Origin of the sequence: Mucilaginibacter metallidurans (assembly GCF_003286435.2) — a bacterium.
Taxonomy (GTDB): Bacteria; Bacteroidota; Bacteroidia; order Sphingobacteriales; family Sphingobacteriaceae; genus Mucilaginibacter; species Mucilaginibacter gossypii.
In genome coordinates this window covers 6,448,315-6,464,852 of sequence record NZ_CP043449.1, presented here as the reverse complement: position 1 = coordinate 6,464,852, position 16,538 = coordinate 6,448,315, and the positions used below count along the sequence as shown (strand labels likewise).

At 43.0% G+C, this 16,538-nt stretch carries 13 protein-coding genes; 10 read left to right on the top strand and 3 right to left on the bottom strand.

Annotated features, from left to right (window positions below; all coding sequences use genetic code 11):
- The first annotated feature begins 328 nt into the window (after window positions 1–328).
- Window positions 329–922 carry an RNA polymerase sigma factor gene (locus DIU38_RS27740; protein WP_112652567.1) on the top strand — a complete coding sequence of 198 codons (594 nt, stop codon included), beginning with the start codon at window positions 329–331 and terminating at the stop codon, window positions 920–922.
- Window positions 923–1,169: 247 nt separating this feature from the next.
- On the opposite strand, the gene DIU38_RS27735 is transcribed toward DIU38_RS27740, so the two are convergent.
- Both DIU38_RS27735 and DIU38_RS27730 read right to left on the bottom strand, forming a co-directional pair.
- Window positions 1,170–1,748 carry a TetR/AcrR family transcriptional regulator gene (locus DIU38_RS27735; RefSeq protein ID WP_112652568.1) on the bottom strand — a complete coding sequence of 193 codons (579 nt, stop codon included), beginning with the start codon at window positions 1,746–1,748 and terminating at the stop codon, window positions 1,170–1,172.
- Window positions 1,749–1,914: 166 nt separating this feature from the next.
- Complete coding sequence (locus DIU38_RS27730) at window positions 1,915–2,568, bottom strand: DUF1349 domain-containing protein (protein WP_112652569.1); 654 nt, start codon at window positions 2,566–2,568, stop codon at window positions 1,915–1,917.
- Between the two features lie 439 nt (window positions 2,569–3,007).
- Between DIU38_RS27730 and DIU38_RS27725 the strand changes: the two genes are divergently transcribed.
- The 4 genes from DIU38_RS27725 to DIU38_RS27710 all read left to right on the top strand — a co-directional run bounded on the left by DIU38_RS27725 (window position 3,008) and on the right by DIU38_RS27710 (window position 7,230).
- The gene (locus DIU38_RS27725; RefSeq protein WP_112652570.1) at window positions 3,008–3,919 is read left to right on the top strand and encodes an enoyl-CoA hydratase/isomerase family protein; all 912 of its coding nucleotides are present in this window, start codon (window positions 3,008–3,010) and stop codon (window positions 3,917–3,919) included.
- A gap of 59 nt (window positions 3,920–3,978) precedes the next feature.
- Window positions 3,979–4,773 carry an SDR family oxidoreductase gene (locus tag DIU38_RS27720; RefSeq protein ID WP_112652571.1) on the top strand — a complete coding sequence of 265 codons (795 nt, stop codon included), beginning with the start codon at window positions 3,979–3,981 and terminating at the stop codon, window positions 4,771–4,773.
- A 56-nt stretch (window positions 4,774–4,829) separates the two neighbouring features.
- On the top strand, window positions 4,830–6,185 hold the full coding sequence (locus DIU38_RS27715; RefSeq protein ID WP_112652572.1) for an aldehyde dehydrogenase family protein: 1,356 nt from the start codon (window positions 4,830–4,832) through the stop codon (window positions 6,183–6,185).
- A gap of 148 nt (window positions 6,186–6,333) precedes the next feature.
- A complete protein-coding gene (locus DIU38_RS27710; RefSeq protein ID WP_112652608.1) occupies window positions 6,334–7,230 on the top strand; it encodes a helix-turn-helix domain-containing protein in 897 nt (298 codons plus the stop codon).
- 115 nt (window positions 7,231–7,345) lie between these two features.
- Here the strand turns inward: DIU38_RS27710 and DIU38_RS33265 are convergent, their stop codons facing one another.
- Window positions 7,346–7,504 (bottom strand): hypothetical protein, encoded by a 159-nt coding sequence (locus DIU38_RS33265; RefSeq protein WP_167516295.1) that lies wholly within the window; start codon window positions 7,502–7,504, stop codon window positions 7,346–7,348.
- 375 nt (window positions 7,505–7,879) lie between these two features.
- Here DIU38_RS33265 and DIU38_RS27705 point away from each other — a divergent pair, with 375 nt between their 5' ends.
- The 5 genes from DIU38_RS27705 to DIU38_RS27685 all read left to right on the top strand — a co-directional run bounded on the left by DIU38_RS27705 (window position 7,880) and on the right by DIU38_RS27685 (window position 16,522).
- Window positions 7,880–8,482, top strand: a complete 603-nt coding sequence (locus DIU38_RS27705; RefSeq protein WP_112652573.1) for an RNA polymerase sigma factor — start codon at window positions 7,880–7,882, stop codon at window positions 8,480–8,482.
- A gap of 89 nt (window positions 8,483–8,571) precedes the next feature.
- The gene (locus DIU38_RS27700) at window positions 8,572–9,762 is read left to right on the top strand and encodes a FecR family protein (RefSeq protein WP_112652574.1); all 1,191 of its coding nucleotides are present in this window, start codon (window positions 8,572–8,574) and stop codon (window positions 9,760–9,762) included.
- A gap of 202 nt (window positions 9,763–9,964) precedes the next feature.
- A complete protein-coding gene (locus DIU38_RS27695; RefSeq protein WP_208057672.1) occupies window positions 9,965–13,366 on the top strand; it encodes a TonB-dependent receptor in 3,402 nt (1,133 codons plus the stop codon).
- A 35-nt stretch (window positions 13,367–13,401) separates the two neighbouring features.
- Window positions 13,402–15,186, top strand: coding sequence for a RagB/SusD family nutrient uptake outer membrane protein (locus DIU38_RS27690; protein ID WP_112652576.1), 1,785 nt, complete (start codon window positions 13,402–13,404; stop codon window positions 15,184–15,186).
- 28 nt (window positions 15,187–15,214) lie between these two features.
- Entirely contained in the window at window positions 15,215–16,522 is a 1,308-nt protein-coding gene (locus DIU38_RS27685; protein ID WP_112652577.1) for an IPT/TIG domain-containing protein, read from the top strand.
- Window positions 16,523–16,538: the final 16 nt, after the last annotated feature.

Genomic DNA, 16,538 nt, shown 5'->3' with positions numbered 1-16,538 from the left:
GCTGCAATATCAAAGTTAGCTAAAATGAGTTTCTTATTGGTATGCTCACTTTTACGTCATAAATAGCATTGGTCATCATTGTTAATTGTCGCTTTGACTATATTTGGATATTGCATAATGCAATATCCAAAGCCCTAATGACGTTACCAATGAAAGGCCTATGCCTGGTGTATTAAAGTATATAGACTAATATTTTGATAGAAGTTTTGCAAAAAAGTGCGGCATTTTTCTTTTTAAGTACGGTGATTGTGATGAGCATGCCTGAGCCGCCATCATTAATGGTTGCCATTCCGTATGGTAACCCTAACCAACCCTTATCACATCAGCTATGGAATCCAATAAATTGTCACAGCCGACCTTAAATAGCTATTTCGGCAGCGTTAACCCGGAATGTTGGAACGATCAATATTCAGACTACCTCCATAGATACGCAAGGCGAAAGTTAAACGATGAAGACCTTGTAAAAGATATCGTTCAGGACACTTTTCTGACTGCGTTCGAACAGGTCTCTAAATTTGGATATCGCAGTACAGAGAAAACCTGGCTTATCGGCATTCTTCGGATTAAAATTTTATTGGCCTACCGAAAAAGAGCAAATGAGCGGATCTTTTTTTCTGATGAATTAACACTTGGTATAAGCACCGACAAGCATTCAAAATCTGAAAAGCTATTGAATGTTCATACTGCTGTTTTTATAGACGATCCCATCGATAAAAAAGCACTAGCCGCTACAGTCTGCCGCACGATATCGGATTTTCCATTTGCCTGGCGGGCCGTATTTATTTCAAGGTATGTCGAGGAACGGCGTAGCGGAGAAATTTGCAAGTCGTTAGAACTTACCCAAACCCAATATTGGATGATCTGTCATCGCTTAAGGGTGGGGCTCCGAGCCAGCTTGCTGAAGGCAGGATTCGAAAGATAGGCTTTCACCCGGGCTGCCCTATATCTCTATTTCATACACCTTTAAAGATTATCGATTTTAATTTACAGAAAATCAGTGAACGGAGTCGCCGGGCTTTTGTATTCCAGAAACCGAGGTACACTTTCCAGCCACCATTTTCCTTTTTCCATTTAACGATGAACTTGCCTTATCAACGCCATTCAGCCAACACGATTTCGGAGCTGGCCAAGCTATATCAGTTGATACAAATTAGCTCAAAAAAAAAAGTTTATTCAAAAACCTTTAAACTAAAGTCTATTATCGCTTTAATTTTTGATACATCTTTTTCTACGAATTTAGTGGCGTTAAGACCTGTCCATAAATTGAGCAGATATAGATTCCACATTTCCTGTGGTATCTGCGGTTGAATAATCCCGGCTTCCTTAGCCCGTAGAAGGGCGGCTGAAAAGGCGTCGGCAATAGTCACCACATACCCGATTGCGGTATCCTTTAAATCCGGCTCACTAACCTGGATAATCGCATTACTGAAATAACAGCCAAACTGCCGGAACCGGCCTTTCGGATCTGCCATGACGTAATAATACTGGCGGATCACTTCGATTGGATTTTCAATCGTCTTCAGCATGGACAAGGCATGAGTTGGATAGGTAGCGAAAAAACGATTCATTGATTTGATAAACAATTCCTGTTTTCCTCCTTTGTAGGCAAGGTAAAAACTACCCATTCCAATACCCATCGCATTTTGAAGATCACGGGATGACGCATTATCATAACCTTTTTCCCAAAACACGCCGATTGCCTTGTCTAAAGCTTCTTCTTCGTTATATATTTTATTTCTTCCTGCCATTGAGGAGATAAATATAATTACTGTATCGGTTGATACAGTAATTATATATTTTTTTTTACACTTCCAGGAGATTCCTGTTTGAAAAGCTACCTCTGACTTTTAAAAGCTGTGGCTAATGCTAGCGTTGAAAAGGTTGAAAGTGTTCTGACTGGTCACCCGGACAACTTTAGTTATTCTTGAGCCAGTTGAGTCTCCGTTGGTCTGGTAAGTGTTTTACATTGAAATTCTCAAATTTCGCTTCAAAGCCTTGTCCATCCGGACTTGCCGCCATTAAGCCCACGGTCACCGGCCGATTATCCTGTAAAAAAGAGTTCCTGGACAAAATGTAGGTTTTATCGTCCAGGGAGTAAAAAATTTCTACGGCATCCAATCTCCTTACAACTTTGATCCAGATAAAAGGAGGAAGTTTGTCCAGTGTGATCACGCTCCAGTCGCTTGTATGGTGGGTTACGACAGAACTCACATTCAGCTTTCCGTCGACGAATTCTACGCCGGTTTTGATATAGTTCTCATGATCTGTGCGAATCATGAGGCAGGTCTGGTCAAACCTGGCCTTGTAGGCTCCGGATAACTTAACCTTAGCTTCAAATTCCCCGCCGTAAGTGGTATATAAATAGGGTGCATCGTCAACGGTAAAACCATAGTGGGAAATCCTCCAGTAATCGCTCTGGGGAGTTACCGACATCGTCAACGTGTTATTTTTTATCTCCCATTTTTCCGGTTCATTAAACCATTGCATTTTTTCGAGGGTCTGCGCCTGCCCCTTCTGTCGGGAAAGCAAGAAACCTGTAAACAGGAAAACTACAATTCTCTTTTTCATATGAGTTGCCTAAATATTTAATTATAAATTACTTAATCTAAAGTCCTGAAAAGCAGAAAAAGCCCATTTTTTTAAAAGTCTATCACTGCGCTGGATTTAATACTGGCGCCCTCCACTACATAAACCAGGGAGCTGATTCACTCTCCGGCAGTGGCGCAATTTACAATTTGTACCGAATGACACAAATTGTAAATTGCTTTTTTATTCGTGATCAAATATTTATCAAACACTTGGCTGGCTAACGTCAAAATGTATAACATCTTCCGACTTTTGTATACCTCAGGGATAATGGCTGGCATTTATGTTTGTCGCATTAATTAACGATGCGGATTGCAGGGATATTTAACAGCACCTTCCCTTGCGGAAAGGTTAGTCAGGCCGGAAACACGGCTGTATGCCCAAAGATTGATCTGTGTCCGCAGTTTACAACCCTTTTAAAATGAAAAAGTTAAAAACAGCCATTACCTTATTCGCCGCACTGTTGTTCATCAATTCTGTTGATGCGCAGAGCCAGGCGAAATCAACAATCAGCACCGAGCGGCTGACACCAGAAATCTGTAAAGTAAAGTTTGCCAACGGACCGGTGAACTTAATTATCCCCGAAACAATCGCCAGCCTGAACGAGACTGTTAAAGAATTGAGTAAGGATGAGCACATCAAAGTAGTCATCTTTTCCAGCGAAGTTTCCGGTTACTTTTACAACCACTTCGACCTTGGCCAGTTTCCGAATTTCGTGAAGCAAACAGGCGCAGATGGCAAGCCACTTTGGGTGGAACTTGTCACAAACCTTTCCAAAGCGCCTTTCATCAGTATTGCTTCCATCAGGGGCCGTACCCAGGGCGGCGGTGATGAACTGACGCTCGCATTTGATCTTCGTTACGCCAGTAAAGAACTGGCAGTTTTTAATCAACCGGAAGTTGGCGTTGGTCTGTTCCCGGGTGGTGGCAGCACCAATCAGTTACCCAGGCTTACCGGCAGGGACCGCGCATTGGAAATATTGATAAGTGCTGATGACTATAACGCAGACATAGCCGAGCGGTACGGTTGGGTGACGCGGGCTGTACCTGACGACCAACTGGATAAGTTCGTGATGACCATGGCCAGCCGCATTGCCACTTTTGACAAGACAGCCCTGGTTACCGTCAAGCAGCAGATCAATGCCGTTGCTTACCCGCCGGAATCGGAAATCCTGAACTCACAGATTGAGTTTCAAAAATCATTAGCCTGGCCTGGACTTTCCCTGCGAATCCCCGTTTTGGGAAAAATGCTGAATGACGTTGGCCCGCTGAAAGTCGAGAAAAACATGGGCTATTATATTGGTGAGGCCAACAAGCAATTACAAAAAAAATAATCATAAACGATCAGGCCAAGTTGCGGTAAAAGCAACAGCATGATGAACAAAAAAATCAAATGAAAAAAACGATTTTAATCACAGGTGCATCATCAGGTTTCGGCCTGTTGTTGGCCAACAACCTGCACAAAAAAGGCTTCAATGTGATTGGCACCAGTCGGGAGCCGCAGAAATACGCCGGCAAAGTAGCCTTCAAACTGCTGGCTTTGGATATTTCTGATGAAGACTCCGTCAGTTCATTTCAAAAGGAGTTAACCGCAGTAGCCGGCAAAATCGACGTACTGGTCAACAACGCGGGTTATATGCTCATGGGGCTGGCAGAAGAGACGCCGGTAGAGCTGGGACGAAAACAATTTGAGACTAATTTCTGGGGCACCGTCAACATCACCAATGCTTTATTGCCAATTTTCAGAAAGCAAAGGTCGGGACAGATCATTACGGTCAGTTCTATTGTCGGGATCATCGGTCCTCCGGGTTTATCCTATTATTCGGCTTCTAAACATGCACTGGAAGGATATTTCAAATCGCTGCGCTTTGAACTGCAGCAATTCAATATCAAGGTGAGCATGATTGAACCGCTTTGGTTTAAAACCGGGCTTGGTGAGCATTCCGAGGGCGCTAAGGGCGATATTCCGGATTATAATAATTTCAGGAATAAAGTTAACGCCAATGCACAGAAAAGCATGGAGGCCGCGCCCGGACCTGAGGCGGTAGTCGGTGCTATAGAAAAACTTATCGGCGCAAAAGAGCCTAAAATGCTCAATCCGGTAGGTAAAATGTCAGGCATGATTGTTTTCCTTCAGAACTATGCACCAAAGATGTATGAGGGTGCTATCATGAAAGACCTGAAATAAGCAATATCATTATTAAAGGAACCCAACCGGTCAAGCCGGTTTACTATCATCAAAACATGGAAGAATTAGTAAAAGCGCAGCGGGATTATTTCAACAGTAATGCGACCAAACCCGTTGAATTCAGAATAACTCAATTACAGAAACTAAAAGGGATACTGAAAGAAAATACGGTTCAGTTGAACGAGGCCGTATTTAAAGATTTCGGAAAGGGCACTTTTGAGAACATTGTCACCGAACTATTTATCATTCACCAGGAAATTGACGACGCCTTAAAAAATCTCGCAAAATGGGCTGCCGTCAAACCGGTAGAAACAGACGGGTTTAACCAACCAGGCGAAAGCTTTATTGTACCGGAACCATTGGGCGTCAGCCTAATCATAGGCGCGTGGAATTACCCTTTGAATCTGACTTTGTCGCCTGCGGTGGCGGCTATTGCAGCTGGCTGTACCGTTGTGCTGAAGCCGAGCCGCCAAACCGAACATTGCAGCAAGTTAATGGCCTCGCTGATCAACAACAATTTTGACCCAGCTTTCTTCACAGTGGTTGAGGGCGGCAGAGTAGAAACCAACGCGCTGCTGGAACAACAATTCGATAAAATATTTTTTACCGGAAGCGTTCCGGTTGGTAAGATCGTTTATCAGGCAGCGGCCAAACATCTTACACCGGTGACCCTGGAATTGGGTGGCAAGAGTCCGGCAATTGTGTTGCCGGATGCTGACCTGCAAAACGCCGTCAGAAAATTGGTCTGGGGGAAATTCATCAATGGAGGACAAACCTGCATCGCACCCGATTATATTTATGTTCATCGCTCGGTTGAAACACAATTCCTGCAGTTATTGAAGGACGAGATCGTCAGGGCTGATTACAGGATAGAAAATAACAATTACGCTAATATTATTACGGTAGAAAATACCGAGCGTTTAGTCAATCTGATCGATCAGCAAAAAGTAGTTTTAGGTGGCGGCTATGATATTGAGGGCCGCATCATCGAGCCTACGGTAATGACAAATGTAACCTGGGATGATAAGATCATGCAGGATGAGATCTTCGGTCCCGTGCTGCCGGTTATGACATTTGAAGATTTGGGAAATATCATTTCTGTAATCAAACAACAGGCCAAACCGTTGGCTTTGTACCTTTTTACAGCAGACGATGCGGCTACGCAACGAGTACTGTCAGAAGTTTCGTTCGGCGGGGGCGCAATCAATGAGACCATTATGCACACCGCAAACGGCGCATTGCCTTTTGGAGGCGTCGGTAATAGTGGAACAGGGAATTATCATGGCGAAGCAGGTTTTCGTTCATTTTCTCATTACAAGAGTGTTCTTAAAAAGCCAGTTTCCGGGGAGCCTGATTTCAGGTATCCACCGCATAACGACGAAAAGATCGCTGCGGTATTGTCGATGATTTAATTCGCCTTTATAACTATGTCAGGTAAACCCCGCCCGGAGAGGCGGGGTTTTAATCTTTATCATCCAAGTGAAAGAAGCGCTTTACATCGTGCTCGTAAAACGCATTTGGTTTATCTGTAAAAAAATCACAATCTTTAACTTATATAAAATGAAGCACTTTCAGACAATTGCAGAATTATACACGGTAAACGGATTTCCGCCTCCTGAAAACCCCTTGCTCGGGCTGATCACTTTTGACGACATCAAGGGTTGTGTTTTCGCGCATACGGAATTCACCATGGGATTTTACAAGATCGCCTTAAAAAAGATCAGGTCCGGCACAGTGATGTACGGTAAAACAAAATATGATCATGATAACGGCTCCATGTTCTTTCTTAAGCCTAACCAGATTATCAGCATGAGCGATTTGGAACTGACAGAGCGTGGTTTTATGATCTACATCGATGAGGATTACCTTTTAGGCCATCCACTTCATGCCATGATAAAAAAATACGGCTATTTTGACTATGAGGCTAACGAGGCTTTGCATTTGTCTCCGAAAGAAGAAGAGATCATCTGGGACGTTTTCAATAAGATCCGTCATGAGTATGACAATAACCAGGATGATTACAGCAAAGACATCATGCTGGCACATATTGATTCCATATTAAAATATGCTCAAAGATTTTATAAACGTCAATTTTTAAACCGCTCAGTATTGTCCGGCACCGTAACTTCGAGATTTTCGGAAATATTGAAGAGATATTTTGAATCCGGCAATTTAGAAAAACACGGTTTGCCTACAGTTGCGTACATGGCATCGCAATTGTCACTGTCTGCCCGTTATCTTAGTGATCTGCTCAGGCAGGAAACCGGTAAAGCTGCTCTCGAACATATTCATATTGCTTTAGTAAACGAAGCAAAAAACATACTGATGAGCACAGATAAAACCGTAGCGGAAACCGCATACCAATTAGGTTTTGAAAATCCGCCTTACTTTTCAAGGTTGTTCAAAAAAGAAGTCGGACTTACGCCTACAGAATACCGTGAACAGTTTTTGAACTAATTAAATTAAGCCGAGTGTCAGACAGATATTTCCCGAATATGATCCCTAAAATGTCTGCTGATTGCTCAGTTGGGCATTTGATCGCTTCCAAATGAAAAAACGATCAATCATAATCTTATATATACCCCAGCTGTTCTTCTTCGAGGTTAAGATACTGCAATGGTTTGCGGATGAGGTCTTCATTTAAGCCGGTTTCTTGGCTGTTTTTTTCCAGCAGCCATTCCCGCTGACGGTTTAAAATTCCCTGGTATACTTGTTTGACTTGCGTTGTCATCGCGTTGGTATGCTCCAGGTCTTCACCTTGCCGCCGCTAAGCAGCGATCTGCCTCAATGCAGGCTGGGCTTTTAAACGTTCGGGGCATTGGCCATGATGTATTCCAGTCCCGTTGCGGTATTTGTTTACGTAAACCAATTTTAATTTCCAATTGACTGATCTTTTCAAATCACGGGTTTTCGGCGAAAGTCCATAATGGAAGGTATTGCCTTTGGTAAAATAATTATTACATTTGGATGCCAGTTATAATGTTGTCCCTAAAACGGATTAGTTATAAATTTATTTAGTGAATAGGACTCGGTTTGAAATAAACCGGTTCGTTATTTAATGTAGTTTGTATTTCGATTTATTCTTATACTGATAAATTTAAAAATCATGTTAGTCCAATTAGATGAGAGTGAATTGATAAAGCAACTCTCTCGTGGCGACCGTAAAGCTTTCACGGTATTGTATAAAAGGGACATTAATAATTTATATCGTTATATCTATTTCATCTGCAATTCAAAAGAGTTAACCGAAGAGATTGCGCAGTGTATTTTTATCAAAATCTGGGAGCGCAGGGAGACACTGGGAAACATTACCTCCTTCCGCTCATACCTATATCGTTCCGCTAAAAATCTGTTATTAGATCATATTAAAAGAAGCAAGACAGAAGCTAAAATACTGGTTATGGTTCAGCCCGTATCTGAAGAAAGCTGTGAACGGTCAGACGATTATATTAATTATAAAGATTATTACCTGATAGCGCAGGATGCCATTAATCTGCTCCCCGAAAAAAGAAGACAGATTGTGGAATTACGAACCAAGGACGGTCTTTCTTTAGACGAAATTGCCACCAAACTATCCATCTCTAAAGCCACCGTAAAAAAACAATTGTACACCGGAATGGATTTCGTTAGGAAATATATACATAGCCACAGCGAACTGACCATAGGGCTGTTTTTGATTGGTATTTGGAGCCGATTATTTTCATCCTGATTACAAGTATTTTGGGAGTTTTCTAAAAAGATTTGAAAATATTTTTTTTCGGATACTCCTTTCTTCTTTCCTGATCGTCTTATGCATATATGGACGAAAGAACACGCCGCAATTTTCTGGAAAAGTTTTCTAAAAACGAGCATACCGAACAGGAACATGAGCTGTTTACTAAATGGCTTAAATCAATTCCCGAAGAGGAACTAGCACCCTTGTTGGAAGAGTATGGTCATTTTTTTAAAGAACTTGCTGATCATGAGCCGATGCAACATCCGGAACTACTCAGCAAAATTGACGCCAGGCTGGATGACTTGGAGGCTGATGACAATCGGAATACTTCAATCCAATCAAAACTCTCCTTAAGAAAGGTAATCGCTGTAGCGGCGGCAATCTTATTATTTCTCACAGTCGGAATATATATCCGGAAAGTTTCGGATAAACAGCAAATGGCAAAAAATGGAGCCAGCTTCAATAAAATATCTCCGGGTGGTAACAAGGCCATGCTAACATTGGCTAACGGCTCTAAAATTATTCTGGAAACGGCAAAAAAGGGTCTTTTAGCTAATCAGCGTAACAGCACCGTTGATAAAACAGCGGATGGAAAATTAGTATATAACGCTTCCAATAAACAAGTGAATAATCAAGAACCTTCATCTGAATATAATACGATTTCCACACCAAACGGAGGGCAATACCAGGTTGTATTACCCGATGGCACTCATGTATGGCTAAATGCGGCCTCCTCACTTAAATTCCCGGTTGCCTTTGCCGGTAAGGAACGGAATGTTGAACTATCCGGCGAAGCTTATTTTGAGGTGGCAAAAAATAAGACCATGCCTTTCAGGGTAACTGTAAATCATTCCGTAGTAGAAGTATTAGGGACGCATTTTAATATTATGGGATATACAGATGAAAAATCCACCAATACAACCCTGCTCGAAGGTTCGGTAAAAGTAATTTCAGGAAAAGACCAAAAGCTGATCGCTCCCGGTGAGCAGGCCCGTGTAAACGAAAGTATACAGGTATCAAAAGTAAACGCTGCCCAGGCTATAGAATGGAAGAACGGGAATTTCAATTTCGCACATGAAAATATTGAAACCATCATGCGTAAAGTGGCACGGTGGTATAATGTAAGTATACAATACCAGGGGCCCGCGACGCATGAAGGCTTCGTTGGAACCGTACCGCGTTCTGAGAACATAACCGAAGTGTTAAATGCACTTGAATTAACAGGATTAGTACACTTTAAAATTGTAGAAAGGAGAGTAATAGTTATGCCATGATTTTTACAATAACGGTATAAACTTTATAAACGAAACCGGAAGTGCTGAGAACACTCCCGGTAAGGCGCTTGAGTTTAACAAACCGATATACAATTGATCCACAACGATAAACCAATTTAAACCCAAACATTTCAAAGATATGAAATTTTATACTCTTACTGGGTGTAGGCTTTCTGCCTATATCCATAAATTTCTGTTGGTAATGAAACTTACCCTCGTTTTATTGATCACAGCTTTTCTTCAGATATCCTTTGCGGCCCGTGCTCAAAAAGTAACCTTCTCCGGAAAAAATGCATCTATTATCCAAATATTTACTGAAATACAAAATCAAACCGGCTATACATTCCTGTATACCGATGAGATGCTTGATGGAGCGAGCACGGTAAATGTGGATTTTAAAAATACCCCTCTGGCGGAAGTGCTTAAAGCATGCTTCCGTAATCAGCCGTTGACATATAGTTTTAAAAATAAGCTCATTGTTATTCAACGTAAACCCCGGGTACCCGAGGTTGAGAATGTTCAGGCAGTAGTTGTCAAAGGTGTCGTCACAGATGAGAAGGGTGGGCCTCTCCCCGGTGTCACGGTAACTATAAAAGGAAAAAACATTAATACCACGACGGATAATACGGGTACTTATTCAATTACTATACCTGCCGGAGAAACCAATCTCGTACTTGTTTACAGCTTCATCGGTTTTGAAACCCAGGAGATCCCGGTGGCCGGCCAAACAGCCATTAACGTCAAACTTAAAATTTCGGACAATAAACTAAACGAAATTATCGTGGTTGGTTATGGTACGCAAAAAAAGGCAACATTAACAGGAGCTGTTGAACAGGTGAGCAGTAAGGTTTTTGAAAGCCGTGCAGTAACTAACCCGGCATTAGCACTGCAAGGAGCAACACCAGGTCTCGTGGTAACCCGAACGTCTTCAAGGCCGGGTAATGAGGGTATCAGCTTTGACGTCCGCGGTGCCACTTCTGTAAACGGTGGTTCTCCGCTTATCGTGATCGACGGCGTGCCCGCGGCTACAGGGAACGCGTTTTTTACGATGAACCCCGATGACATTGAGTCTGTCAGTGTTTTGAAAGATGGTATGGCAGCGATCTATGGATCAAGGGCTGCAAACGGGGTTGTTCTGGTAACTACCAAGAGAGGCAAGGGCCAGATGAAACTGGATTACAATGCCAATATCCGTTTCAATACCATCGGCATTAAGACACCTACGCCTACCATGCAGCAATATGCGACATTTTGGATAGATGCCAATCAGCAGGAAACAGTACCCAACTACTGGGGCTGGCAGTCACTTACCAATCTGCAGAAAATGCAGCAAGGCGTTGAAGGCATATATTCAACGCAATACTGGGGCAATATATTTATCGGTCAGGCCAACAGGTTTGATGAGTTGTTCGCTTCCCGCCCTTCACAGCAACACAACCTGGGCATTTCCGGTTCAACGGAAAGAACCAATTATAGGCTTTCGCTGGGTTATGCCGATAACCGCGGAAACCTGGCAACAGCTTATGATGGCCAAAGGCAATATAATCTGAGGTTAAACTATGATTTTAAAATTACTGACTGGTTTAAACTGCAATCCGGTGTTACCTATCAGAAAGACCAGACTTCGGGGCCGTCAAGCGGTTTGGGTTTTGATATGATTGCCGAAGATCCGCCATTTTTCCCCGCTAAAAATCCCTATGGGCAATGGTATGCCAATTTTGGCAGCGCCGGCAACAGAAACTCGGTGGCCAGTACCACCGATGGCGGAAGAAATATTGCAGGAAATGAATTGATGAGGGTGGATCTGAAAGCCGACTTTGCATTGACAAAGGACCTGGAGCTGGAAGGTACCGGCTCTATCCAGTCAAACCAATACCGGTTGGATAATTATAACCTGACTATCCCGATGTATCAGTGGGATGGTACACTTGCCCCTTCAAGCATTAATCCGACATCTAATATCCGCGCCGAGTCAGACAATACTTTTTATCAGAATTATGGCGCTTATCTACGGTATAACAAATCATTCGGAGATCATCATATCACCGCTTTTGGTGGGGTGAATGCGGAGAAAAATGATATTAAAGGATTGTATGCTTACCGCACCAATATAGGTAGCAATGGTGTTTATGACCTCAATGCTGCACCCGCTACTTACGTAGAAGGAAGCGGAGGTCAGAATCATTGGGGATTTTATTCCTATTTAGCAAGGGCAAACTATTCGTATAAAGATAAATACCTGCTGGATGTACTCGGTCGTCGTGATGGTTCTTCCCGTTTCGCGCCGGGATACCAGTTCTCTAATTTTGGTAGTGTTTCCGCAGGCTGGGTATTAACCAGCGAGGATTTTATAAAGAATTTGAACATAACGGCACTTAGTTTTTTCAAAGTGCGTGCCAGCTATGGTGTAACCGGTAACCAGGTAGGTATTGGACTATACGATTATATTTCCACCATCAACCAGGGTTATGCAATTTTTGGCAGTACACCTACTAAGCAGACTACCGCGTTTTTGAGTGGGCTGACCAGTAACACCCGTACCTGGGAACGTGTAAACAATAAGAATATAGGCGTTGACCTGGGATTCCTGAAGAATAGGCTTACCGCAACATTTGACTATTATAAAAAACAAAACAATGGGATGCTAATTAATGTGACCTATCCTTCTGTATTAGGCGGCACTGCTCCGACATCCAATAGCGGCGTTTTAAATGTACACGGATGGGAAGCAACAGTCGCCTGGAAAGATAAAGTAGGGCAGCTTAGCTACAATATAGGGTTTAATATAGGTGACAGCCGCAATAAGCTGATATCAATGGAAGGTGCTACAACCTGGTGGGCCGGACAAAATAGCACCATTGTAGGCTATCCGCTTAATTCCTGGTTTATGTATCAAACAGACGGCTATTTTAAAAATCAGGCCGAGGTAGATGCCTATTATGCCAAATATGCATCCGTTAAACAAGGGGAATTGCCTTCACAGGGTGATCCTACTCAAAATTTACGTCCCGGAGATACAAAGAAGGTAGATTTGGATGGTAACGGCTATATCAGTGCCATCGGAGATCCAACCAAAGGCGATAAAGGCGATGTGAAATACATGGGCGATGCAGCACCGCATTATGTTTTTGGATTGAACCTGGGAGCCTCGTGGAAAGGAATTGATTTCAGCGCCTTCTTTCAAGGTGTAGGCTCACAGTATCTTGAACGCCAGGGAACCCTGGAATATCCATTCTGGGCAGTATGGACCAATTCAAATACCGCTTTTTTGGGTAAAACCTGGACACCTGAAAATACAGGTGCCCGCTATCCAAGGCTGACCGTGAATAATACACGTTCGCAATATGATTATTTGCATAATGATTTTATGCTGCAAAATAACCGTTATATCCGTTTGAAATCATTGATTGTTGGCTATACGCTGCCCCAGGCCTGGCTGACAAAGTTGAAAATCCAACGGGTGAGGGTGTATTTCTCCGGAAACGATTTGTTTGAAGTTACCTCTATTAAAGACGGGTTTGACCCGGAGCAGAGTGCAGTTTCTCAAAATAACGGCTATCCGTTTATGAGAACCTGGGCATTTGGACTTAATGTGGGCTTCTAGTCTAATTATTATTTGATCAGTCAAAAAAAAGCATAATGAAAAAATTATTAACTCTTATAGCCATAGCCGGCGCGGTTTTACTGGCGGGTTCATGCAAGAAAAATTACCTTGACCTGAAGCCTTTGGATCAGCTTACCGAAGCTAGCTATTTTACCACACCGGATCAGTTTAAAGCTGCCGCAAGCGATTTTTATAATAAAATGATCAGCTGGCAATCCGTTGGGGGAAGCAATATTTACGACTTTATGGACTTTGGTTCAGATATTTCGTCCAACGTAACGGTGGGGTCGACGGTTAGTTATGGCCGTGGGTCTGTCAATGCCCCAAATAGTGATATTTATTGGGATAATACCTATGCTTATATCCGGAACATTAACATATTGCTGTCAAAAGCTAATGTTTACGCCGGTAACAAGTCTGATATTAAACAGTATGTGGCCGAAGCGAAATTTTTCAGAGCTTGGCAGCATTTTTTCCTGCTTAAACGCTTTGGGGGTGTCCCGATTGTAACAACCGTGCTCGATTTAAATTCCCCCGGATTGACAGGTCCCCGTAACAGCCGTTATGAGGTGGTCAATCAGATTTTGAGTGATTTAAATGATGCCATTGCCGGCTTGCCTACAGAGCAGGCTATTCCGTCTGCCGACAAGGGACGTATCAGTAAATGGGCTGCCGAGGCATTTAAAGCCCGGGTGGAACTTTATGAAGCTACCTGGCGTAAATATACCGGGGTAACAACTGACTTTAAAGGATCGGCAGGCCCGACAGCTGATCAGGTTTCCGAATTTTTAACTGATGCCGCCGCCATGGCAAAAGATGTGATGGATAATGGCGGTTATCAACTATGGAATTACAATAGTACTTTGAACAACCGCAGTGCTTACTATTTGTTCAGTATTGATGGTTCTGGTTCGAATCCCCTGAACCTTGACAAAACCAGCAACAATGAATTTATTTTAAAAAGCCTTTACGACTTCAATTTGCGCCAGGGGGGTATCAACTTAACTCATACGGTCCAGGCCTTTTTGATTCCCAGCCGTAAAATGATGGATATGTATCTATGTTCGGATGGTTTACCTGTTGATAAATCGCCTTTGTTTCAGGGATATCACACGGCTGCATCAGAGTATCAGAACAGGGATTTTCGTTTGTACGGCTATGTACTAGGCTATGGCGCACTACCGGCGTCGGGTTCTGTCACCCTGAACGGCGCATATGGCTATGGTAATCAAAAGTTTGCGGCCTATAATTATCCAACCTACCGTAATGATAATCAGGAATCCCAGGATTACCCTCAAATACGCCTGGCTGAAGTTTACCTGATATACGCAGAAGCAAAGATGGAGCTGAATGGTAGCATTTCGGATGCCGACCTGAATATATCCCTGAATCTGGTAAGGGCCAGGGCAGGTGTCGCCCCGCTGACCAACGCTTTAGCTGCTGCTAATGGCTTAGATATAGGCAAGGAAATCAGGCGTGAAAGAACAATTGAATTGTGGGGGGAAAACTCCCGCTTTGATGACCTCAAACGCTGGGGAACTGCGGAACAGGAATTAAATCAATCGATATGCGGGGCGGTTGTAGGAAGCGCCTCCTATCCAACAGACTTTAAAGATGCCAGCGGAAATGCAACACAACTATATTCACCGAATTTATATGTCTACGGTGAAACAGCAGTCGCCACAGGCAAAGGAAACCTGAATTGTGTCACTGTCGATGCTGCCGCCAACCGGAATTTTAAAAGGATAAACTATTTGTTCCCGATACCATTGAAGCAAATTCAATTGAATACCAAATTGGTTCAAAATAATGGCTATTAACAGATAAGATTTTTAAAATATTAAAATCATGAAATCACTAAAAAAATATATACATACAATGGTGGTGCTGGGTCTGGCTGCCATTTATATCGGTTGCAATAAAGCGCCGAATATAAAAATTTATTCCTACCCCGCCCCTCTGCCCACAGGTATGACGCCGGGTCAGGGATATCCGGGCATCGATGTCACGATTACGGGGTCTCAGTTTGGAACCTATACCAATGCGGTTTCGGTTTTTTTCGGCGGTATCAAAGCCGATACTATCCGGTCCTGTACTGATGGACAGATCGTTGTAAAAGTTCCGGCAAACGCCATCAGCGGGAAAGTAACACTGAAAATATGGACACATACCGTCGATTCTATCGGTTCATTTAGGGTTCTCGCGGTGCCCACTATAACTAAAACAAGTGCAACAGCAGCTGCTCCGGGCGATGTTTTTACCATTTCAGGAACCGGGTTTGGAACTACTTCGTCTGCTGTTCAGGTTAAATTCAACGGTACAAACGCCAGCATCGCGGCGTTGAAAGATACACTTATTACCGTTACAGTTCCAACCGGATTTACCTCGGGGAATGTTACCGTAAATGTTAACGGGTATACTATCCAAGGACCGGGTGTGGCTTACTTGGTTTCTGTACCTTCACCCGTTTATCAGTTAGATTTTGAAGGTAACCTAAATGCAGCTATTGGTACCGATGCTACCTATATCCAGGGAGGCGGAATGCCACTCAGTTATGGTGCAGGTATTAGCGGTAAAGCTGTTTGGATGGCCGGTTACGATTCTCAGGCCTGGGGAGATAATGGTCAGGCTATTTCGCTGCCTCAAAATGTTGCTCAATACAATGAGCTTACTATTTCCTGCTGGGCACAATTTGATCCTTCTGACCCTCATGGTAATTGGGGAACTCCTGTAATAGGATTTGGGGCAACCAGGGGCAATAATATTTCTTTAAACTGTTCTCAGGGTTACCCTGATTTCATAAATAATGTTGCTGCAAGTGTGGTTTTTGAAAATGTACCAGGGTTTAGCGGCTATAATGTTTACTCGACAAAAACCAATAAATCAATTGCCGGAACAACATGGCACCACCTCTGTATAACGTTATCTCAGAAAAATCTTTCTGAGAATATTTACTTGGATGGGGTCCAAATCGGACAATTGACGTTGCCTGCGGCCTATGATTTGACGGCTTATACCCAATCCAGATGTTATATAGGCCAGGCTGCCTGGAGCAATACTGGCGAACCGGCGTTTAAAGGCGGCATTGATAAATTTCAGATTTTCAACACTGCATTGAATGCTAACCAGGTGTACACACTTTTTTATAAAAAATAATCACGTGCAATGTTAT